The 21,959-nt window shown below is 38.5% G+C and carries 22 protein-coding genes and 2 pseudogenes; 11 read left to right on the top strand and 13 right to left on the bottom strand.

What is annotated here, in order from left to right; translation table 11 throughout:
* Positions 1 to 19: 19 nt before the first annotated feature.
* From ACDZ29_RS15790 to ACDZ29_RS15780, 3 genes and pseudogenes are all read right to left on the bottom strand, one after another.
* On the bottom strand, positions 20 to 1,645 hold the full coding sequence (locus ACDZ29_RS15790; protein ID WP_370014085.1) for an amidohydrolase: 1,626 nt from the start codon (positions 1,643 to 1,645) through the stop codon (positions 20 to 22).
* A 27-nt stretch (positions 1,646 to 1,672) separates the two neighbouring features.
* On the bottom strand, positions 1,673 to 3,028 hold the full coding sequence (locus tag ACDZ29_RS15785) for an APC family permease (protein ID WP_375088134.1): 1,356 nt from the start codon (positions 3,026 to 3,028) through the stop codon (positions 1,673 to 1,675).
* Positions 3,029 to 3,283: 255 nt separating this feature from the next.
* Positions 3,284 to 3,650 (bottom strand): annotated as a pseudogene (locus ACDZ29_RS15780) (group 1 truncated hemoglobin).
* Between the two features lie 451 nt (positions 3,651 to 4,101).
* Between ACDZ29_RS15780 and ACDZ29_RS15775 the strand changes: the two are divergent.
* The 3 genes from ACDZ29_RS15775 (at position 4,102) to ACDZ29_RS15765 (ending at position 5,590) form a co-directional block, all read left to right on the top strand.
* Positions 4,102 to 4,848, top strand: a complete 747-nt coding sequence (locus ACDZ29_RS15775) for an ABC transporter ATP-binding protein (protein ID WP_375088133.1) — start codon at positions 4,102 to 4,104, stop codon at positions 4,846 to 4,848.
* A 15-nt stretch (positions 4,849 to 4,863) separates the two neighbouring features.
* Positions 4,864 to 5,007, top strand: coding sequence for a hypothetical protein (locus ACDZ29_RS15770; protein WP_375088132.1), 144 nt, complete (start codon positions 4,864 to 4,866; stop codon positions 5,005 to 5,007).
* A gap of 370 nt (positions 5,008 to 5,377) precedes the next feature.
* Positions 5,378 to 5,590, top strand: a complete 213-nt coding sequence (locus tag ACDZ29_RS15765) for a hypothetical protein (protein WP_375088131.1) — start codon at positions 5,378 to 5,380, stop codon at positions 5,588 to 5,590.
* Between the two features lie 389 nt (positions 5,591 to 5,979).
* On the opposite strand, the gene ACDZ29_RS15760 is transcribed toward ACDZ29_RS15765, so the two are convergent.
* Positions 5,980 to 6,117, bottom strand: a complete 138-nt coding sequence (locus tag ACDZ29_RS15760) for a hypothetical protein (RefSeq protein ID WP_289317688.1) — start codon at positions 6,115 to 6,117, stop codon at positions 5,980 to 5,982.
* Between the two features lie 515 nt (positions 6,118 to 6,632).
* Here ACDZ29_RS15760 and ACDZ29_RS15755 point away from each other — a divergent pair.
* Positions 6,633 to 7,505, top strand: coding sequence for a DMT family transporter (locus ACDZ29_RS15755; RefSeq protein ID WP_375088130.1), 873 nt, complete (start codon positions 6,633 to 6,635; stop codon positions 7,503 to 7,505).
* A gap of 172 nt (positions 7,506 to 7,677) precedes the next feature.
* Here the strand turns inward: ACDZ29_RS15755 and ACDZ29_RS15750 are convergent, their stop codons facing one another.
* Positions 7,678 to 7,803 (bottom strand): hypothetical protein, encoded by a 126-nt coding sequence (locus ACDZ29_RS15750; RefSeq protein ID WP_375088129.1) that lies wholly within the window; start codon positions 7,801 to 7,803, stop codon positions 7,678 to 7,680.
* A 57-nt stretch (positions 7,804 to 7,860) separates the two neighbouring features.
* Positions 7,861 to 9,139: pseudogene (gene ggt, locus ACDZ29_RS15745) on the bottom strand (gamma-glutamyltransferase).
* 384 nt (positions 9,140 to 9,523) lie between these two features.
* Between ggt and ACDZ29_RS15740 the strand changes: the two are divergent.
* The gene (locus tag ACDZ29_RS15740) at positions 9,524 to 10,111 is read left to right on the top strand and encodes a chromate transporter (protein WP_375088128.1); all 588 of its coding nucleotides are present in this window, start codon (positions 9,524 to 9,526) and stop codon (positions 10,109 to 10,111) included.
* On the top strand, positions 10,111 to 10,662 hold the full coding sequence (locus ACDZ29_RS15735; RefSeq protein ID WP_289317692.1) for a chromate transporter: 552 nt from the start codon (positions 10,111 to 10,113) through the stop codon (positions 10,660 to 10,662). Before ACDZ29_RS15740 ends, ACDZ29_RS15735 begins: the two co-directional genes overlap by 1 nt.
* Positions 10,663 to 10,699: 37 nt before the next feature.
* On the opposite strand, the gene ACDZ29_RS15730 is transcribed toward ACDZ29_RS15735, so the two are convergent.
* From ACDZ29_RS15730 to ACDZ29_RS15720, 3 genes are all read right to left on the bottom strand, one after another.
* On the bottom strand, positions 10,700 to 11,176 hold the full coding sequence (locus ACDZ29_RS15730) for an Lrp/AsnC family transcriptional regulator (RefSeq protein ID WP_375088127.1): 477 nt from the start codon (positions 11,174 to 11,176) through the stop codon (positions 10,700 to 10,702).
* A gap of 181 nt (positions 11,177 to 11,357) precedes the next feature.
* The gene (locus ACDZ29_RS15725; RefSeq protein WP_375088126.1) at positions 11,358 to 12,092 is read right to left on the bottom strand and encodes a hypothetical protein; all 735 of its coding nucleotides are present in this window, start codon (positions 12,090 to 12,092) and stop codon (positions 11,358 to 11,360) included.
* Positions 12,089 to 12,823: a hypothetical protein gene (locus ACDZ29_RS15720; RefSeq protein WP_370014066.1), complete on the bottom strand. Its 735-nt coding sequence runs from the start codon at positions 12,821 to 12,823 to the stop codon at positions 12,089 to 12,091. The genes ACDZ29_RS15725 and ACDZ29_RS15720 overlap by 4 nt, the downstream gene beginning before the upstream one ends.
* A 604-nt stretch (positions 12,824 to 13,427) precedes the next feature.
* Between ACDZ29_RS15720 and ACDZ29_RS15715 the strand changes: the two genes are divergently transcribed.
* From ACDZ29_RS15715 to ACDZ29_RS15700, 4 genes are all read left to right on the top strand, one after another.
* Positions 13,428 to 14,768, top strand: a complete 1,341-nt coding sequence (locus ACDZ29_RS15715; protein WP_375088125.1) for a sensor histidine kinase — start codon at positions 13,428 to 13,430, stop codon at positions 14,766 to 14,768.
* Positions 14,746 to 15,420 carry a response regulator transcription factor gene (locus ACDZ29_RS15710; RefSeq protein ID WP_375088124.1) on the top strand — a complete coding sequence of 225 codons (675 nt, stop codon included), beginning with the start codon at positions 14,746 to 14,748 and terminating at the stop codon, positions 15,418 to 15,420. The genes ACDZ29_RS15715 and ACDZ29_RS15710 overlap by 23 nt, the downstream gene beginning before the upstream one ends.
* 1 nt (position 15,421) lies before the next feature.
* Positions 15,422 to 15,973, top strand: coding sequence for a TVP38/TMEM64 family protein (locus ACDZ29_RS15705; protein ID WP_375088123.1), 552 nt, complete (start codon positions 15,422 to 15,424; stop codon positions 15,971 to 15,973).
* 358 nt (positions 15,974 to 16,331) lie between these two features.
* Positions 16,332 to 17,111: a SurA N-terminal domain-containing protein gene (locus ACDZ29_RS15700; protein ID WP_375088122.1), complete on the top strand. Its 780-nt coding sequence runs from the start codon at positions 16,332 to 16,334 to the stop codon at positions 17,109 to 17,111.
* Between the two features lie 102 nt (positions 17,112 to 17,213).
* Here ACDZ29_RS15700 and arsC read toward each other — a convergent pair whose 3' ends face one another.
* Genes arsC through ACDZ29_RS15685 form a run of 3 tightly spaced genes read right to left on the bottom strand, consistent with a single transcriptional unit; the run spans position 17,214 to position 19,329 of the window.
* The gene (gene arsC / locus ACDZ29_RS15695) at positions 17,214 to 17,633 is read right to left on the bottom strand and encodes an arsenate reductase (thioredoxin) (protein WP_289317703.1); all 420 of its coding nucleotides are present in this window, start codon (positions 17,631 to 17,633) and stop codon (positions 17,214 to 17,216) included.
* A 31-nt stretch (positions 17,634 to 17,664) separates the two neighbouring features.
* Positions 17,665 to 18,963: an arsenic transporter gene (locus tag ACDZ29_RS15690; protein WP_375088121.1), complete on the bottom strand. Its 1,299-nt coding sequence runs from the start codon at positions 18,961 to 18,963 to the stop codon at positions 17,665 to 17,667.
* Positions 18,964 to 18,981: 18 nt separating this feature from the next.
* On the bottom strand, positions 18,982 to 19,329 hold the full coding sequence (locus tag ACDZ29_RS15685) for a metalloregulator ArsR/SmtB family transcription factor (protein WP_289323929.1): 348 nt from the start codon (positions 19,327 to 19,329) through the stop codon (positions 18,982 to 18,984).
* Between the two features lie 405 nt (positions 19,330 to 19,734).
* On the opposite strand from ACDZ29_RS15685, the gene ACDZ29_RS15680 reads away from it, so the two are divergent.
* Entirely contained in the window at positions 19,735 to 20,175 is a 441-nt protein-coding gene (locus ACDZ29_RS15680) for a cell wall hydrolase (protein ID WP_289323928.1), read from the top strand.
* Between the two features lie 406 nt (positions 20,176 to 20,581).
* Here ACDZ29_RS15680 and ACDZ29_RS15675 read toward each other — a convergent pair whose 3' ends face one another.
* Positions 20,582 to 21,955 (bottom strand): NAD(P)-binding domain-containing protein, encoded by a 1,374-nt coding sequence (locus ACDZ29_RS15675; RefSeq protein ID WP_375088120.1) that lies wholly within the window; start codon positions 21,953 to 21,955, stop codon positions 20,582 to 20,584.
* Between the last annotated feature and the right edge of the window lie 4 nt (positions 21,956 to 21,959).

The following is a 21,959-nucleotide window of genomic DNA, read 5'->3' as shown; positions in this document are numbered from 1 at the left end:
ACTTTTTTATTTTTTTATCTTATACAGTTGGGACGACCTGGTTTTCATATACAACCTTTCCATCCATAATCGTCATCTTCACTTCAGTTTCAAGAATTTCCTCTGTTGATATGCTAAATAAATTTTTATTCAATACTGCGATATCCGCTATCTTTCCTGCTTCCAATGTACCTAATTCTTTTTCTCTAAAAGATCCGTATGCCGGTGTAGCCGTGTAGTATTTTAATGCTTGTGCTAAAGTAACTCCTTCCGACTCCTGCCACGCCTTCCCGGTTAAATCTTTTCTGGTGATTGCCTGATAAATACCCATCATAGGATTTAGGGGTACTACAGGAAAATCTGTACCAAAGGCAATTTCAGCACCAGTATCTTCTATTGTTTTGATAGGATAATAGAGAGGTTGTTGTTTTTCACTAATTCTAGCTGTATATGCCTCACTTTCCATTAATTCAATATGTTTGGGTTGAAAGGAAGCGATTACACCTAATTCCTTAAAGCGATGGACATCGTTTGGATGCAATACCTCCACATGTTCAATGACATGTCTGGCATCTCTTTCTCCATTTACGTTTCTTGCTTCTTCAAATGCATCCAATGCTAAGCGGACAGCACCGTTACCAATAGCATGGAAACGAATTTGGAATTTTTCCTTATCTGCCTTTTTTACTAATTGTTTAATTGTTTCAGATGGATAAGTGGTTCCACCTTTTGTTTCAGGACGGTCTTTGTAATGATCCAATAAAAAAGCAGTATGACTTGTCACAACACCATCTATAAATTGTTTTAATCCAGAAAAGGTAAGCTTGTCTGACTGATAATTTTTTTGTAATTCCTTCGCGACAGCTAAATCCATTTTTAACTCCGGAGAAAAGTGAATTCTAGTTGTAAGTAACCCTTCTCTATCAAATTCCTTGAAAATTTCAAGATCGTCTAATGGGTTTGGCGCAATTTTAGCTCCGTATAAATCATTAACGGATGTGATTCCCAATCTTTTTGTTTCATCGAGAAAACCTTGGAATAGTTTTACACGTTTTTCTTTCGGTAATTTATATGCATGTTCCGATGCATACCCAATAGCCTGTTCAAATAGAAGGCCTGTCAGTTCCCCATTTTCATCTTTTCCAATTTCTCCATATTCCGGGTCTGGGGTATCCTTCGTTAATTGAATCATTTCTATTGCTTTACTATTGATCCATGCGTAATGCACTTCTGCATTGAATAATAAAACGGGACGATCAAAAATATATTTATCTAATGTTGTTCTATGTGGTAGCACTTTCTTTTTCCAATTGGTATGATCCCAGCCAATACCAAATATCCACTCATCATTTGGTCTTGTTTCTGCAAATTCACCTACTAGTTTAGCTACCTCTTCTTCTGAAGTAGCATCAAATAATTTGGCACTATCCTTCTGTAAAATGCTTCCCATCATTATGTGCATATGAAAATCATGAAACCCCGGAATGATTAGTCCCTCTTCCATGTCATACACTTTAGTTCGATCCCCAATGAATGACCATATTTCTTCTTTAGGACCGATCTCAACAATTTTATTATCTTTAATAGCGATAGCTGCTTTTATTGGCTCATCTTGTAGCCCAGTAAAAACTTGTTGACCAGAAAGAATGATGTCTGCCTTTATCATTTTTGTCCTCCTTGATAAATCTAGCTTTTATGCTTGAATTTCATTTTCCTTCGCACTATCAATAGAAAGCTCTGGTGGCCGTTCACTAAACATTTTCGTATTGGAAAGGAGCATGATGAAACCTATTCCAAACCATCCTAGTCCGAGTAAAAGTGCCTTTGAATCAAGACTAGTCCATAACCAAATTGTGAAACTGGTTCCAATCAGAGGCAATATTAGGTATTTTAGTTTGTTAATTCCGTTTCGCTGTTTCTCCCTAATAAAATAATGAGAAATAACCGAAAGATTAACAAATGTAAATGCAACGAGCGCTCCAAAGTTAATAAAGGATGATGCTGTCACTAAATCAACAAATAAAGCAGATAAAGCAAAAATTCCCACTAAGATAATGTTGTGTGTTGGAGTTTGAAATTTTGGATGAATATGACCAAATATTTTCTTAGGAAGAACTCCATCTCTTCCCATCGCATACAAAAGTCGCGATACACTTGCGTGAGCTGATAAACCAGATGCTAGCCCCCCTGTAATGTATCCTGCTAGAAAAATAGATTGAAATAAATTACCCCCGATGTATATAGCAATTTCTAAGGCAGCAGAATCTGGATCTTTAAAGGCTTGGAAATTTGGGTAAACAAGGTGACTGATGTATGAGATGGCGATAAACAGACCCCCTCCTATTAATGCTACGAGGAAAATTGCCTTTGGTATTATTTTTTTAGGATTAATGGTCTCCTCTGAAAATGTAGTGACAGCATCAAATCCTAAAAAAGATAAACATAAAATAGAGGATCCTGCTAATACTAAGGATAGTGGTATATCTCCATTCACAAATGGAGAACCCATAAATAATGTCCCTGAACCCATTCCGTTTAGTAACCCTTTAATTGAGAGGAATGTAAATATAACTATTATTAAGAACTGACAGGCAACTAATAAAAGATTTATCTTTGTTGCTATTTTCACTCCGATTATATTTACAGTGGTGATTAAAATTACAAAACCAATTAACCAGACGGAAAAAGGAACGGATGGAAAATATGCGTTTAAGTAAATAGCGATTAGTAATCCATTAATCATTGGCAAAAATAAATAGTCTAATAGTATAACCCAGCCTACTAAGAATCCAATATGAGGATTAAGAGCCTTTTGAGTAAATGTATATGCAGAACCGGCAACAGGATAGGCCTTAACCATTTGACCATAACTATAGGCTGTAAACAACATACCAACTAAAGCTATAATATAAGCGGCAGGTACCATCCCTTTCGTTATTTCCGCAACAACCCCATAAGTAGAAAAAACTGTTGTAGGTGCCATATAAGCCAATCCAAATAGCACTAAAGGAAATACTGTTAACGAACGTCTTAATTTTGCATTCTCCATGTATCACTCCACCCTTAATCGTACTTAATTAACTTATATGCAAATATCATACCAAGTGAGGGATGATTATTTAGAGCTTGAATTAAAGTCATTTTCCCAATAATTACAATTTATAGAATCTTCAATAAACTGATAGTTTTATGCAATTTTACATCAATTATTTAAGATTGCATAATTAGTCGTTAAAGACAGGTTCCATAAGAAAAGGAGCTGCCAAAGCAACTCCTGGTAAAGCACCTGTTAATTCAATATCAGTTATTTATACAAAATATCATCTCTTAGTGAAGCAACTTTAGTTAAAGCTGTATCTATGTCAGCTTCATTCACTCCAAAATGAGCAAGTGCATCGCTAAGATGATTTACAATAGCATTAAAATGGGCTGGTTGCAGATCCATTCCTTGGTGAGCTTTTGCCATGGATTGTCCAGAATATTGTTTTGGGCCAGGCCACCTAATGCAAAACTTATAAACTTTGTCTGATGACCGCGTTGTTTTTCCATATCTGTTTTTTCAAAAAAATGATTAACTGTATCATCCTTAAGAACCAACTCAGAGTAAAAATAGTCCCAACTTTTGCAATTGCTTCTTCTCCGCCAACTTTTTCATAAAGTGTTTGTTCCATATATACACTCCTACTTTTTAATTAATAGAAGTATTCTCTGCAGAAAATTTGTTTTTATTCCTTATCTATTATTTAATCCCTTTAATCGAAAAAAGCACCTTATGTAACTATGTCTATTAAAATCGATAAGAAAAAGTCTGCCATAGCAACTCCTTTAATGAAGTAAAGCGCCTGTCAGTCATTAGGAAAAGCCTATTCTAATTAAACGTGCCCTATTGTTGGAGTTGAACTCGGTTATCCATTTATCCCTCATCTATTTCAGCTTGTTGCTACCAAGATGTTGAGAATGCATAATTGATTTGGGGAATTCTTTATTACATTCACTGTTCATTACCTTTTATTTTACATATTCAAATTAGAATGTGACAAAATTGTAATCTAACTTCCTGTTACATCTATGGTGGAGAATAGGATGAATTTTATAGTATGTAACATGAGGAGGGGATTTACGTTGAAAAAAGTATTACAAACTAAAAACTTATCTAAATCCTATGGAAAGACACAGGTTTTAAAGAATATTGATCTGACAATAACTTCGGGTGAATTCACAGCTATTATGGGGCCTTCTGGTTCAGGAAAAACAACACTGATGAATGTGCTATCGACGATTGATAAATTTTCTGGCGGGGAGGTCTGGCTTGAAGAACAGGCGCTGTTAGATTTAAACAAAAAGGCATTACGTACATTTCGCCAAGAACGAATGGGTATCATCTTTCAAGATTACAACTTGCTTGATACTTTAACGATCAAAGAAAACATTCTTCTGCCCCTTTCATTAAGGAAATTTTCTATAGATGAGATGGAAAGACGGCTGAGATCAGTCATTCAGGCATTGAATATTGAAGAAGTTCAGGATAAATACCCTACGGAAGTTTCTGGTGGTCAGAAACAAAGGGCCTCATCTGCACGTGCCATCATTACAAATCCTGCGATTGTCTTTGCAGATGAACCTACAGGTGCGCTTGATTCCAGATCAGCAACACAATTATTGGAACAGTTAGCTACCTTAAATGTAACCTTTCAAACAACTATCCTTATGATTACGCACGATTCGTATGCAGCAAGCTTCTGTAAACGAGTTATCTTCTTGCGTGATGGAGGAATCGTAAACGAGCTTTATAAAGGTGACCAAAGTCAAAGTGACTTCTTTGATCGAATCCTTCACATCCAGAGTGCCATGGGAGGGATTCAAAGGTGAACTTACTGAATATGAATGATAATTGAAGATGATGAAAAGATTAGAAAAATAGTGGCTGATACACTAACGAAGTGGAAATATGAAGTTAATTTTAAACATAACAATCTCCTATTCATGGACAGAATCGATAAAGGTTTAACCTGCGTTTTAGCATCTTAATACTAATTATTCCAAACTCCTGCCTTTTGTACAATACGTCACACCAGAATATGGCCCAATTAAGCAACTATAGAGACGAAGTGAAACAAAGCCCTCCTCCAAAATTCCCCTTTGGGCACCTTTATTTGGAGACGCTGGAATTCCCATAGCCATTACGATTTATTCAAATCCCCATGCTTTGGAAATGACAGGAAAAGTCATTATACTTTTATCAGGTAATTGCTACCAAAAAACAGTTGTGTTCGGATACTATATTCGCTTCGCTCTCCCAAATCAAGAGCTAATCATAAACTGTATTTAATATTTATAAAAAAACAAAGTATAAGAATGTAATAGAGTGGATAAACTAATAAAAAAGGAGTGGGAGATTATGGAGACTAAAACTAAAGAAGGAACGAAAGAAATGTGGAGCGAAATTCATGATTGTATAAATCGAGTAATTGATGAAAAACATGATTTATCTTTTCAAAAGAAGAGCAATGATAATTATATGAATCTATATATTCAAACAGCCGTTTTACACACCTTATTTGAACTTTCAAATGAATTCAGGAAAATTGAAAGGAAATATACCGAATTGTGATATTTCTAGAAAGGCATGTACCAACTTTGACTATTATTGTGGATTAGGATAAAAAAACTCCCTAAGAGCCTATTAATGCCAAAGTATTATCCAATCTTTCCTAGTCCACGTTTTCTTTCCAACACTAAACATTACTATATAATATCGATCATTTCCGATACCACATTTGACCAAGTTCCATTTGTTCTTTGCCTTCCCTACAAATAACCTCTTTATTATTCCAACTGAAAATCCACTTTTGAAAAATGTTTTTTGCAATACTAATTAAAAATAAACTCTTCATACACATGACAAAACCCCACCTGTTATTAACAACTGGTGGGGTTTCTATTTGGCTTCTACATCTACATCAACCGGGAGGTCCATCTTGTGCAATCACGCCCTTTCATTTAAACAGCTAATTTACTGTATTCATCCAACTGATCTTTGGTTAAATTTTTGATGAAGTGATCGATATTTATCGACTCCATTTCATACCTTTCACAAATCTTTAAATAACTTTCATAGGCTTTATCATAAGTGTTCATCATCTTGCTCCCCTTTCTGTTATATAACAATTAATTTATCTTAAAAACAATATATAACAGAGTCATTCCCGTGTCAATATAATTTTCTGAAAATTTAGAAATAACTCATATTACCTTTAGTATTACCCCTATTGTTCTTCGCTAACCCTATCACTTAACAAAAAAGAGACTGACACAAATTTAATTGGATAATTGGCCTTCAATAGCGAAGATGGAATTTTTCACATAATTAAAGTGACAATAAAACATTTTTTTGTTTATTTAAATGAGTATGTAGTTATTACTTACTGATTTTTGATCGAATGATTAGTAGAATCTCGGAACAGTTTTCATACACAATTAACTAAAATCATTGTATGATATGATAAAATAAATTTTTTGAAAGTGAGCTGAAAGCTTATGATGTGGTCACCGCTATTCGAAAATGATGTACCTGCAGTCATTCTTCCTTAACGGTAGAAAACTTGCAACTCCGTTAAGGACTGGAAAGATCTAGTTAAAACGGAGGGTACAAAATGAAAAACACTTTATTAGGTTCTTTATATTTATCACTCGCTGCTAGCATTTGGGGCGGAATGTACGTGGTGGTAAAAGTTGTGGTAGACGTTGTTCCACCACTTGAATTAGTTTTATTACGATATGTAATTGCGATTTTAGCATTGCTAACCATTGGTTTAATAACAAAACAATCTTGGCGGATTGAAAAACGGGACTGGCCATTAATTCTCATTATAGGACTTGTTGGAAACACAATCTCCATCGTAACCCAGGAAGTCGGTACGCTACTTTCTACTGCACAAATGGGAGCCATCATTACTTCAACTACACCTGCATTTATGGTGATATTTGCACGTATCATTTTAAAAGAAAAGATTACTTTTAAAAAATCAATTTCTGTTATTTTAGCGACAATCGGTGTCGGTATCATTGTCGGAAATGCCCATATCGGTTCATCTCACCAACTTGGGGGCGTATCACTGCTTATTGCTGCATTAACTTGGGCACTTATGTCAGTTCTAATTAAACGTGTACCTGGGCAATATTCACAACTGGTTGTAACTACCTATGCTGTGCTTGTGGCAATTGTCTTTTTAACACCTTTTACAATTAGTCGATTGGATGAGCTCGATTTCCAAGCAATAATGCATCCATCCATATGGGGCGGCCTTTTATACTTAGGCGTTATTTCGACAGCATGTGCCTTTTTACTGTGGAATCGCGGACTGCAAATGCTTACCGCTTCAAGTGGTGGATTATTTTTCTTTTTACAACCTATAGTCGGTACGTTTTTAGGCTGGTTATTACTAGGTGAGCAAATCGGCTTGTCTTTTTGGATAGGTACAATATTAATTTTTATTGGTGTGTTAATAGTCATTCGGGAAGAATAACCGTAATAAAAATGTTGAATGGTGTTTTATATTAAAAAGTACCCTATAGAGACTTTTAAAAAAGTCTGCCTATAGGGTACTTTTTGTGTTAAAAGGGAGATTGGGGAAAAGTTGTTTTTTGTTTGTAATTTTTTTCATTATTCCCCTTTGTCTTAATAAGAAGGAGAAACCTTCAAGAACAGACCGCCGCACCGTCCCCACGGGGATCTCCCCCGCCTTTGAGGAAGTTATGCTCATCAATCCGAATGGCTTGTGCATGGCCCATCGCCCCATCGAATTCTTCTACCCACTTCGACATGATGTCCCCTTGCCTTTAGTTCCTCTATCGCAACCTTTTTGACACGGCTTTCTAATTTTAACGACTCACTATCTTGACCCCAGGTTCTTCCCCAGACGAATCGCGGTTCATTGATTGCCGCTTGTGGGTCCATTCGTAATCTATCATCCTGGTAATGATCGCAGTCTGTGTTTGCGGCTGGCCTTCCCCACCCTGAGTACCATATAAAATGCTCGGTTTTCCATCTTTGCAGGCTATCGCTGGCATCAATGTATGGAACGTGCGCTTGTTAGGTTCAAGTAGTTGACATGATTGGAATCAAGCGAGAAAAACGATCCTCCATTTTGTAGCATCACCCCTGTTTGACCGGCAATGACCCCTGATCCAAACTCAAAATAAAAGCTTTGAATAAAGGAAACCGAGTTTCCATCTTTATCTACCACTGCGGCATGGGCCGTGTCACTTCCCATTGGTGGACTCGTCACCTTCTTGGCATTTGTCTGAATTGCTGATGCTAGCTTCGCGGCATATTGCTTATCAAGCAGCTTATCAAGTGGAATATCAAAGAAATCAGGGTCTGTCAGCACTTCGTTCCTGTCGAGGCAACCTGCTTTTAGCGCCTCGGCCAATAAATGATAGTATTCAGCAGAACCATGCTCAATGTTGTCAATGTTGAAATTCTCTAGAATATTAAGCGCCATCAGTCCCACGAACCATTGAGAATTTGGCGAACCTCATAGATCGTATAATTTCGATACTTAGTCGAAATGGGTTCTACCCATTTTCCATGGTGATCAGCGAAATCCACTGCAGTTAACAGACCCCCTTGCTCTTTTAAATAGGACACGATTGCTTTTGCAAGTTCTCCCTTATAAAAGACATCACGGCCTTGTTCAGCAATCAACGATAAGCTTCGGGCAAGATCTTTTTGAACAAATCGTTCACCTACCTCCGGAACTCGCCGACCCGATGCATATATTTCAGCTGTTATCGGTGCCGTCGAAGGCAAATCCCAGTTCTTTTCCGTACACATCACTTGATTTTTCGTAATCGGAAAACCCTCTTCAGCTTACTCGATCGCCAGCTCGAGAACTTCGGCAAAAGTAAGTGTTCCACATTCCTTCAATATCTCATCCCAGCTGTCTACAATCCCCGGAACTGTAATTGCGCTTCTTACCCCGCGAAAGGGATCTTCTTTCCCCTCTATATGCATCACGATTAACCTTGCTACCGGAGCGTCCGCTTCCATTGAAGCCCGAATTTCCCCGTCCTTCTTTTCATATGTAAGCCAGAAGGCATCTCCACCGAGTCCGGTCATATGTGGATAAACTACACCCAAACAGGCACTGACTGCCATTGCCGCATCAAATGCATTCTTCCCTTTTTCAAGAATTTTGTGTCCTGCCACCGATGCTAAATAGTGTGGGCTTACCACCATACTTTTCGTTCCAATTATCGATTGGGTCATAAATCTACTCCTTGTTAATTATTTGATTTTTCAAAAATAATGATGATTGTATTATAACTTGTATGTTTTTCTTACGTAATCCAAATTTCATTCCTCAAAACAAAAAGTTGTTTTTTCATCACTTTTATAAGCCTATTTTATTTAAAAATGCCAATTATTCGTTCATTACGTAATAATCATTAAAATTTTATATACATTTCGAAAGAATTTTTGTTATCATTAATTCATAATCATGGAAATGAATTCTAAATTTAAAACAAAGGAGGAATCGTTTTGAAAAATCCATATACGGAATTAACGGTTGGGATGATGAGAACGGGGATTTTAGGTTTCGGCGGCGGGCCATCAGTCATCCCGCTCATCCGCCACGAAGCCGTTTCCCGTTATCACTGGCTCGACGATGATGAATTCGGGGACACTTTAGCGATCGCCAATACACTCCCAGGACCGATTGCCACTAAGATGGCAGCATATCTTGGTTATAAATTAAAAGGCTGGCCGGGAGCCCTCGTAAGTGTGGCCGCTCACGTTTTACCTTCATGCTTTGCGATGGTTTTCTTAATTGCGTTCATTAATGTTTTAAGTAATTCAGCAATGATCAGCAATATGATCGCTGCTGTCATGCCAGTTGTTGCCGTCATGCTTGGCCAAATGGCTTACGAGTTTGGCGAAAAGGCGGTAAAAGGTTTAGGGAAGGTGCTCGGAATCACCTTTTTTGCGATTTCCTTTTTGCTTCTGCAGGTCATTTCCCTGCATCCGGGTATCGTCATAATGATTTTCCTTTTATATGGGGCGTTCCATTTTAAATTAAAAGATAGATTGAAAAATAAAAAGGTTGATAGGAAGGAGGAATCCGCTTAATGGGTCTTATAATCCCAATTGGAGTCGCTGTTTTTCTAGCGTTTTTCATAGCCAATATCCTTGGTTACGGCGGAGGCCCAGCCTCGATTCCGCTTATGTATGATCAAATCGTCACCCGGTACGGTTGGCTTGATAATACCGAGTTTTCACAAATGCTTGCGTTAGGGAATTCACTCCCAGGGCCGATCGCCACCAAAATAGCCGCATATGTCGGATATGATGTATATGGGTGGCCAGGATTTTTAGCTGCATTGGCGGGCACCGTCATCCCTTCAGCAGTGGCTTTGATATATTTATTAAAAATCCTGCGAAAATACAAGCAATCGCCTATCGTAAAAGGCATGTCCCTGCTTGTGCAGCCCGTGATTGCGATCATGATGTTATTGCTCACTTGGAATATGGCCGCTGATGCCGTCGGTTCCATCGGCTACATCCATTCAATCGTCATCGCTGGTTTGGCATTCTTGGCTTTAGGTAAATTCAAGATTCACCCCGCATTCGTAATCATTCTTGCTTTTGCGTATGGCGGCTTTATCATCCCGCTCACATAATAAAAAAAAATCCCCCTATATAGGGGGATCTTTTCATTTAAAGCTTCATGCCCATCCGGCTTTTATAACGTTTAATGAGAATTTGGCAATCAACGCTGACAACACCTACTACCGCATACAGCTTCTCATTGAGAAAGCGTTCCATCTCCTGATTATCAGTAAAGATTCCGTGCATATGGAGTTTACTCGGACCAGTCATATGATATAAGCTCGTTACAGCCGGTTCACTTTCTAATTGCTGGGCGACCCATTCCAAATATTTAGGCTCAACCTCAACGTTAAAAAAAGCCGAGACATGGATGCCGACCTTAGCTGGATTTATGACCGCAGTGAATCTCTCGATCACGCCGTTTTCAACAAGATGATTAATTCTCATTTGAACCGCAACTCTGGAGAGTTCCACTTTCTTCGCTAAGTCGGTATACGAAATTCGCGCATCTTCATGTAAAACCGATATGATTTTCTTATCGATCTCATCAACTTTCAAGCTGGGAATCTTAAAGTCCTCTGCCATCCTATGTAACTCCTTTTCGATTTCTTTATTCCATTATCGCAGAGAACACCACCGGATCACAACATTCTTCCTTTTCACTTTCAAATTTACCCTCCAAGAAACGGCAGAATTTAAGCAATACCCAAACAAAATAAACCGATTGAGTAATGAATGAAGGCCTTCAAGTTTTGACAGCCCCTTTTCAATAAGCCCCCTCCAACTCTTCCTCTTGCACAGTAACCAGGAAAGGAACATCCACGAAATTATATCCAGTCGTATAGCTATTTCCGTTAAAGGAGTGCTCAGGGATTATCTCCTCCCCTTCTTTATCATGAAAATTAGTGACCAACCGTATCGGGTCGTTAAAATCAGGGAAGTCATTCTGTCCATCTTCTGCCTGTAGTTTTACATACTGTTTCATAAGTTCCCGCCAATTGTCAGGAAACCTCTCGACTCCGTACGTTTTCCCCTTAAGCGCAATGCTGTGCATCATTTCTATACCTGGTTGATATGTGGCTATTCCATCCGATACCAAAAAACCCCTATCACCCTTCATAAAAACCCCGATTTCGGATACGTCATCTTTTGGATTCATATTCCACATGATCAATGATTTTTCTTCTCCATTCCAAACCTGTGGCTGACCGCCCATGTTCACGGAAGCAGCTTTCCATTTGTTACCCTTCCAGACCCAAAAGCTCATCCCATATCCACTTTCTTCGCTGATAAAGGGGACAAACACATGTGTATCATCTAAAAAGATTTTATTCTGAATGGACTTTGGTTGTGCTTCAGGGAAGATTGAGTTTATTCGTTTAATGATTTGCTTTTCCGATAGAAAGGGTTCCGGCTCTTTTTGGAATAGTACAAATAAAAGAATACCTCCTATCAAGATGGCAGCTGTAATTAAAACACTCATTTTTGCTTTTTTAGTCATTCTTCCAACACACCTCCGGTTAAAATGGACTCTTCTAACCTGAAGTAGACCTGGTGCCCCTTATTTGGTGTAATCAGCAGACCCTTGCCATCTTCTTCAATGAAAATGAGTGTTTCAAGACCACTTCCTTTTTTAGGAGCTGACCCTGTCAGAATATAAGGGAACGTTTCTTTATACCCGCTCTCTTCATTGATCCCATAATACCAAGATTCGCTCTCGATCTTTTTTTGTTTCATCTTGTTCATTTGTCTTTGCAGTTCTTCTTTATTCAAAGTGACCTCTTTGGAATTCGAATGGGTCGCTATCAGCGAAGCCTTGTTAACGTCCATCATATATGTAGTTGTTTCAGACTTAGGATATATAATTCCATCCAGAGGCATGGCTAAAAGTGAAGCTGTCAAAAAGATGAAATTCGATAGGAATCCGAGCCAGGCAAATCGACGGAATCGCTGCCACCGCCCTTCATTTCCTTTCCTTCTCAATAACCATGATAAAAGAGCCACCCCTAAAGGGACAATGGGTACACTAACAACCTCATCTGATAGATTAAAAGAAAAATTAAAAGCGATCATTCCAAGTACCAAGACAACTGAAGCCTTCCATACCTTAGGTGAATCCTCTTGTCTTCTATAAATAATGGCAAAAGCTATCGCAATCAGCATGTAACTTAGTGCTATAAAAATTAAAGAGGGTGCATGCATATATTTTTCTGCATCAAACAATCCATTCATTCTATCTAATACTCTCCTTTTAACCGACTTTACCCTATATATATATGAATCTTCCTAGAATACCATATATCCCCTTCTTTGTAATTAAAGGGCACAAATGAGTATTTATCAGACTTCAATCCCCCCTCCTTATTCGGAAATTGAAGGTGGGGGTTTTACAGCCTGTTTAATGTAGGATAAAAGTTTATGAGTATCCAATGGACCCTTCCTCAATCCCTTGTTTGTAAAGTTTTCGCGATACTTTTATATTCCTCGTCATTGAGAATGCCCATTTTTTTGAATAATGCAGAATAAGCCATTATTTTTTTTTGGGTACGGTTTGTACAATTCATATGGATCAGCTCCTTTTTACATAGTATTCATTTGCGACAAAATGTTTCCTGCGAGCAAAACATTTTGTATAGACTAAAATAAAAAAAAACTGCCCATTCTTGCAACCAGTCATTATTCGGATTATCGTTGTTTAAGAAGATGCGACGGAATTGAAAAAAACTGCATACTTTCTTCATACTTTTTCGCTATACTGACTCCATTGAATAAGAAGGTGAATATTTTGAAAATCTCCTTTAAGCTGGGACTGTGTATATTTGTTTGCATTTTTTTGATGGAAACCGTTTCCATGGTTTACTTACATAATAAAGTGATCCACTCCCGTATCAATCAAGAATTGGAATCACTGAAGGCCCGGGGTAATAGTCATCGTGATGTGTTGGAAATCACTTATTCCGACTCAACTCTTCAGCATATCGCCCTGATGGAATCACATACCGATACAGATGTCGTGATAACGAATAGAAGAGGAGATATCCTGATATCTTCCGAAAAGGTTAATGGGGGAATGAAAAAAATCTTAGGAAAAAATCTCTCACCGGTATCCCGAAAAGGTCTGATCATCCAATCAAGTTGGAAGGATGAAAGGTATATAGCCACCGTTACACCATTTATCAGTGATAAAGAAAATGAAGGCTATGTCTACATGTTCAAAGATACCAGGGATGTTGAAGATTTAATCGCTCAATTGAATAGGCATTTCCTCTTTGCAACTGTATTGCTCCTTTTCTTCATGCTTATCACCATTTATTTCCTATCAAAAGCTTTGACTAGACCGCTTATTGCGATGAAAGAAGCGACCACCAAACTTAGCAAAGGGAATTTTTCAGTGGCTGTACCAGTACGATCACAAGATGAACTTGGGGAACTTGCCCAATCCATTCAAAGCTTGGCTAATGAATTGAACTATTTAAAGAAGGAACGCAATGAATTTTTGGCAAGTATCTCTCATGAACTGCGCACGCCGCTAACTTATATCAAGGGATACGCTGATATAGCCCGCCGGAAAGATTTGAATGCATACGAAAGATCACGATACTTGGAGATCATCCATGATGAATCCCAACGATTAAACAGATTATTGGACGAACTATTCAATATGGCTAGAATGGATGTACATACATTCACCATATCAAAAGAAACCATTCAGCTCTCTTCATTCCTGCAAACCATTCATGAAAAAGTGCTACCAGCTTTTACAAATGAAAAAATTCAATTGAATCTGGAATGTAAGGATCATTTATTTATAGATTTAGATCCCACACGGTTTGAGCAAGTTATTCTTAACCTGCTGGATAATTCACTGAAGTACTCGAACGAACATACAGTCACCGCCATCAAAGCCACTGAATCACCTGACGGAATCTCGATCTCCATAATTGATCAAGGGGTGGGCATTCCAATTGAAGATATCCCGCATATCTTTGATCGTTTATATCGTGTCGAGAAATCACGGGCTAGGGATACCGGTGGATTCGGATTGGGGCTGTCCATCGTCAGGCAATTAGTGGAGGTTCAAGGAGGAACCATTTCAGTTAAAAGCAAGTTGGAGCAAGGAACGTGCTTCACTATCACATTTAAGGAGATAAAAAATGAAGACAGTAGTTCTGGTTGATGATGAACAGAGAATGCTTGATCTTATAGAGCTATACCTTATACCTCACGGGTTTACATGCATAAAGATGAATTCTGGACATGAAGCCATCCAGTTCTTAGAGCATAAACAAGCTGACATGGTCCTTCTTGATGTAATGATGCCTGAGATGGATGGGTGGGAAACGTGCGAAACGATCCGGGCGTTTTCCAATATTCCCATAATCATGCTCACCGCACGGGATGCTGCAGAAGAAATGGTCAAAGGGCTGAAAAAGGGCGCCGACGATTATGTAACGAAACCCTTTAATGAAGATGTTTTACTAGCGAGAATCGAAGCGGTGACGCGGCGAATACATAATCATCAAGGTGTGATTTTTAGGGGAATAAAATTAAATGAATCCGCTTATGAAGCGCATTATGATTCCAATACCATCCCATTAACCCCAAAAGAGTTTTTCATGTTGTGCCTGTTTTTAAAATCACCAGATCAAGTGTATTCCAGAGATCACCTGCTTTCGACCATATGGGGATTTAAAACGGATACGGAAGATCGGACAATCGATTCCCATATTCGAAATATTAGAGAGAAATTACGTCATGCCGGTTTTCCAGTTGATCAACATTTGAAAACGGTATGGGGCATCGGATATAAATGGAGTTCTGTGGGTTGATATGAATTTCATTTCTGAGGCATTAGCATCCAGCGGACCTTTTTCCATTGCTATAAGTTTAGTATTGAACATATTGATTAGCGTGCTTGGTTTTATTCCAAGCGTATTCATCACGGCTGCCAATATCACCGTATTTGGATTTGAAAAGGGATTGATCCTTTCTTACTTGGGGGAAATTGCAGGAGCAGTAGTCAGCTTTTGGTTATATCGAAAGGGCATTCAAACATTCAAACCCAAATTCATGAGGAACCGATGGGTCATGCAGCTGCAAAAGTCACAAGGGTTTCATGCATTTTGGATGATCCTGATGCTTAGGCTCCTTCCTTTTATACCATCCGGCGTGATTAACCTTACAGCAGCATTAAGCAAGACGGGCTTGATGATATTCTTCTTCGCCACATCCATCGGAAAACTGCCTGCCCTCCTTGTCGAGGCCTATTCGGTGACACAAGTATTGAAGGCATCAGACGATGTGAGGATTGTTTTGGTGCTGTTGATTCTGGTAATTGCAGTCATTTATTACTTTAAAAGAAACAAGAAAAAAGGAATGTAGAAAAAAAAGGCTTCTTTATTAAACTCGGCAGTTACGACCTAAAAGAAAGTTAATTTGATATTACCTTGAAGGCATCCCCCGAGTCAGCAATACGGTGGAAAACAATCAACACGGCCTGGCCGCTATCGGAAATTCCTCTCTTCGCTAATTAATCTATAACGATTAGAGCTTTAACACGATTAACGAAGGGTAAATTGGTTCATTTCCACGAATGCTTCACCTATATAATGAGATAATGCCTATACTATCTTCCTGTTTTCTGGAAAAAAAGAATGAATATATTGTGTTTCTATGGGACATTCCTTTATAATGCGCATTAGATGATTTTTTTAGCACCGAATAAGAGAGGAGACTGAATATGAAGAAACTATTGTACCCAATCGTTATTGGATTATTGGCAGTTGTTCTAACAGCTTGTGGTTCGAACGATGAAGCTGATAAAAAAAATGACGAAAAAGAAACTAAAACAACTGAGGAGAAAGAAACGGCTAAAGCAACTGAGGAACAGCAAAAAAAGATGGAAGAAATGCAGAAGGAACTGGATAAACAAAAGGTAGATGAAAAGAAAACGGTGGCCATCGTCAATGACGAAAAAATTTCAGGTGCGGAATATAATACAGTGTTGTCCACGACACAAATGCAAATGCAGCAATTCGGACAAGATCCAACATCCAAAGAGGGAGCCAAACAAATTAAAGAGCAAACGCTCAACTCTTTAGTGGGACAAACATTGCTGCTTCAAGCTGCTGATAAAAAGGGCTACACAGCCACCAAGGCTGAAATCGAAAAGCAACTTGCCGAAATCAAAGACCAATATGAAAGTGAAGAGAAATTCAAGGAAGCGATGAAACAAGCAGGTCTGAATTCGGAAATGTTGAATACTCAGATTGCAGAGAATATTCCATATACTAAGTACGTTGAAAAAGAGATTAAAGTGGACGAAGCAACTGATGAAGAAATTCAAAAGTACTACGACCAGGTTGCGGAGCAAGCTAAAACAAGCGGGCAACCGGTACAGAAACTCGAAGAAATGAAGCCGCAAATCAAGGAACAACTAGAGCAGCAAAAGAAACAAGAAAAGCTTGTGAAACATGTGGAAGAACTTCAGAAAAATGCTAAGGTCGATATTAAGATTTAATGCATTTAAGAGCTGCCAAAATTGGCAGCTCTTTCTTAATGGTCTTTGGTTCGCCTACTAACTAAAACACAATCATTTACTTATACCACGGCTTTACATTTTTTATACGCCCGTTTTAGAGTAACGTTCGATTCTTTCTCCTATTTCATCACGAACACGTTGGAAGGTAGCCCATTTTTCTTCATCTGTTCCTTCCGCTTTTGCCGGGTCATCAAAGCCCCAGTGTTCGCGTTTAACATGCGGTGGTGTCATTGGACATTTGTCTGCCGCATCGCCACATAACGTAACGACAAAATCGGCATTATTCAATATGTCAGGGTCGATGATATCCGATGTTTGATTGGAGATGTCCAATCCAACTTCATTCATTGCTTGTACAGCTTTTGGATTTAACCCATGTGCTTCGATTCCTGCACTAAGCACTTGCCATTCGTCACCTAAATATTTCTTCCCCCAAGCCTCTGCCATTTGGCTTCTGCAAGAGTTACCAGTACATAAGAAGTATAATGTTTTTTTAGCCATGCTGTTTCTCCTTCATGAATAATGTAAGTGTTTAATGAATAATTTGTAACCATATATATAAGCCTACTAATGTGATGAACAATGTTGGGATGGTTAAGATGATTCCAGTTTTAAAATAGGTTCCCCATGAGATTTTCACGCCTTTTAATGATAGGACATGCAGCCACAATAACGTTGCCAAAGAACCAATCGGAGTGATTTTCGGTCCCAAGTCCGAACCAATGACATTTGCATATATAAGGGCTTCCCTGATCACGCCTGTAGTATTGGTATCGGAAATGGCAAGGGCATCAATCATCACGGTTGGCATGTTATTCATAAACGATGAAAGAATGGCGGCTATGAAGCCCATCCCCATCGTTGCTGTAAATAATCCTTGATCGGATGTAACTTGGATTAAATCCGTCAATACATTCGTCAATCCAACATTCCGCAGGCTGTACACAACAACATACATGCCTATAGAGAAAAAGACGATTGCCCATGGTGCTCCTTTAATAACTGTTTTCGTATTGACTGCTGGACTCCTTCTAGCCATCATGAGGAAGAAAATAGCCACAATGCCTGCAATGATGGATACAGGCACTCCAATAAATTCACTTGCAAAATAACCTACCAGCAATATTCCTAATACTATCCAGGACAACCGGAACATTCTTTGGTCCCGAATGGCTTCCACTGGTTTTTTAAGTTGGGATACATCATAATTTTCCGGTATGCTTTTACGGAAAAACAGATATAAAACCAAGATGCTTGCTACCAATGCAAAAAGATCTGGTACGATCATTCTTGATGCAAACTCGGCAAAACTGATATTGAAAAAATCTGCAGAAACAATGTTTACAAGATTACTCACCACTAAAGGCAATGAGGTTGTGTCCGCAATAAACCCACTGGCGATGATGAATGGGAATATCATTTTATCATTAAACTTTAGGGCACGAACCATTGCTAATACAATCGGGGTAAGGATTAGAGCAGCTCCGTCATTTGCAAAAAAAGCAGCTACAAGAGCACCGAGGATACTTACATAAACAAACATCCTTACTCCATTTCCCTTGGCTGCCCTAGCCATATGCAGTGCTGCCCATTCAAAAAATCCTATCTCATCCAAAATAAGCGAGATGATGATGATGGCGATGAAGGCCAGTGTAGCGTTCCAGACTATGGATGTCACGTCTATGACATCAGTAAAATCCACCACACCAACAAGTAAGGCCAAAACCGCACCGCCACAAGCTGACCAACCGATCGACAATCCCTTTGGCTGCCAGATGACGAGAATGAGTGTTAATAAAAAGATGATAACTGCCAAAATAACTGGTCCCACTGAAATAGTACCTCCTAGTTAGTCACAACAAATCCGTTTTCCTTGTGCTGATAATTCTTCTAATTTAAAGTTTTGACTTGGCAAATCCTTGATGACCGTCTGAATAAATGAGTAATAGGAAGAAGACTGGTTTAACGAATAAAAGACCCATTGCCCCCTTCTCGATTCTTTCACGATTCCACTATCTTTCATTTTCCGTAAATGTTGGCTGATGGCAGGTTGGCTCATTTCGAACAGGTCCACAAATTCACAGACACAACATTCATGATCATACATGATTTTAATCATAGTCAAACGAGTTTTATCACCTAGAAGTTTAAGAACGTTTGCAGTTCCTTCTATATCCAAAGCTTCATTCGTTTGCATTTAATCCCTCCTAGTCTAATCAAATAAATAATCATATGCTTATGTGATTATTTAGGATAATTGTATAAGTATATTCTTATTTAATCAATAATTAAATATTCAACAATATAATTTTTTAATTTTTAGTCTGCTAAATGATGTTTCGAAATAACTCCGACTAAGGCGAACTTTGCCTACGCCCGCACTTCACTAGCATTGGGAAATCTTATCCAAAGGCTCGGTTAAAGGGGTTGTTGATTTTCTTATTGACCTAACGGGACAGGATAGTTACATAAAGTTATAAAAAAGAAGGCCATAGTTTACTTCTTACTTAAAAGCTGTAAGCTTTAAAAACTAAGCATTCTTATTTTATAAACAATGACATTAATGTAGGCTTTTTTCATACTATATTATTGGGGTGAAAAAATGCCAAGAGTAAATTACCGAAGTTCAGACGTTGACTTAATGGCAAGGATGATGAGAGCAGAAGCTGAAGGTGAAGGATTACAAGGAATGTTATATGTTGGCAATGTAATTGTAAATCGTCTTAAAGCAAATTGTATAGACTTTAAAGATTTAAGAACAATTCCACAAGTCGTTTATCAAGTTCAAGGAGGAAATTATTCTTTTGAAGCTGTTCAAAAAGGTAATGTATTTTATCAAAGAGCGAGAACTGCTGAAAAAAGATTAGCGAAACAGAATTTGGATTATTGGAGGCAACACCCAGGGAAATATGCTCTTTGGTATTTTAATCCATATGCTCCATGCCCACCAACATGGTACGGTCAACCTTTTGCTGGACAATATAAAAATCATTGTTATTATGAACCAAAGCCTGGAACATGTGAAAGTGTTTATTCCGGTTAGGTTGTCTAGGAGCTCTTATTAATTCTGGAGTTTTATTGTAATTTTTCTTTTCGGTTCCGCGAATACAAAATCTTTTAGTCGTAGGTGCTGATAGCCAACCACATTCATTCAATGCAACTCCTGTTGGTAATGTAACGGTTGTCTGTTAAAGAAGCTTGAAGCCCCAGCCTATTTTTTCAACCATTGTTTTAGTGTATTTTTAACTCGCGAAATGAAAAGGGAACTTCCTGGTTAGCAGGTGTTCCCTTTTTTTATATCAAACCTTTAGTAATAGTTATCAAGAAAGCAAGATTGTGAAATATTGTACTTAAACTTAAAGGTGAGTTAGTTCCTTAGTGCCCGAGAGATTATGTTTACCAATGTCTATAAAAAGACCAGTCTCGTATCACCAGACTCGTCTTCTGTTTTATTTACAACAAGAATTATTTTTAATTTCCAATCTCGCTAGAACGGGACTGCCACAGCATGAACCGTCCTTTGTTTCAGTTGCTGGAGTATCAGAGTCGCATGTGCTAGATGTCAGATTCACACTGCAAACTCCTGTTTCAGGCAGTTCCAAGTGTACTTCTTTTGCCCCTTCTGCATCCCCTGTAAGATAAGCCACTACCGAACGGACTTGTTCGTAGCCTGTTGCCAATAAGAATGTAGGTGCTCTTCCATAACTCTTCATGCCAACAATGTAGAAGTTCTTTTCAGGGTGCCGTAATTCTTGTTCACCATGCGGCCGCACTGTTCCGCAGCTATGAATATTGGGATCGATTAGCGAAGCGAGCCCTTCCATGCTTTCGACTGCCGAATCGATGTTTAATCTAATTTCATTTAAAAAGGATGTATCTGGTCTGAAACCCGTACTCACAACGATTTCATCGATATCACCGAGTGTGAATTCTTCGCCGTTAAGTTCTCCCACCACAGTGATTTTATCGTTTGTTGGATAAACTCCGTTAATATGAAAGGGAGTGAGTATTACTATACGTCCAGACTCCACTAAGTGCTTAATTCTGATACCAAGTTCCCCACGAGCCGCCAAGGCGTCGTTTTCTTGACCGCCGTACACTTCATTGATCTGTTTTTTACGAAGTACCCAGTAGATTTTTGTATCCGTATATTTTTGCTGTAATGTTGCCAAGTCCAATAGCGCATTTATTGCAGAATGACCACTTCCGATCACCACGGTGGTTTTATTTTGATATCTGTTTTCTAATTGTTCGACGTTAGGAATGCCATAGTGGATTTGATTGTGTAATTGTCTCTCCGCATTCGTCCAAATTCCATTTGAAAGGATCGGGTTTGGATTGTTCCAAGTACCTGATGAATCAATGACAGCTTTCGCTTCAATGACTTTTGTGTCACCCTTCATTTCTACATAGAGTTGAAAGGGAACAGTGTCTCGTCTTCCTGTTTTTAATTTATCGTGAGCCTTTTTGGCAACACCGACTACTTTTGCCTGTAAGATGATCTGTTCTTTTATTTCTGGAAGGTTACTTAGCGGAAGAAGGTACTCTTCTACCAGTTCGCGACCTGTTGGCAAAGCATTTTCGTCAGGTGACATCCAACCAGAGTTCTCCAGCAGTTCCTTTGCTGCTTTATCGATGTTATATTGCCACGGAGAAAACATTCGAACGTGTCCCCACTCCAACATGCTGGAACCAACCGAGTCGCCTACTTCCAATACAATAAACTTCTCTCCTTTTTTTTGTAAATGAGCGGCAGCGGCCAGCCCCACAGGACCCCCACCTATAATTGCTACGGGTAATGCACTTTTATCAAATTGAACCATCATT

Origin of the sequence: Peribacillus sp. RS7, from assembly GCF_041956845.1 — a bacterium.
In the GTDB taxonomy this organism is placed as follows: domain Bacteria; phylum Bacillota; class Bacilli; order Bacillales; family DSM-1321; genus Peribacillus.
The sequence above is the reverse complement of the archived record's forward strand: the minus strand, read 5'-3'. Positions and strand labels throughout refer to the sequence as shown.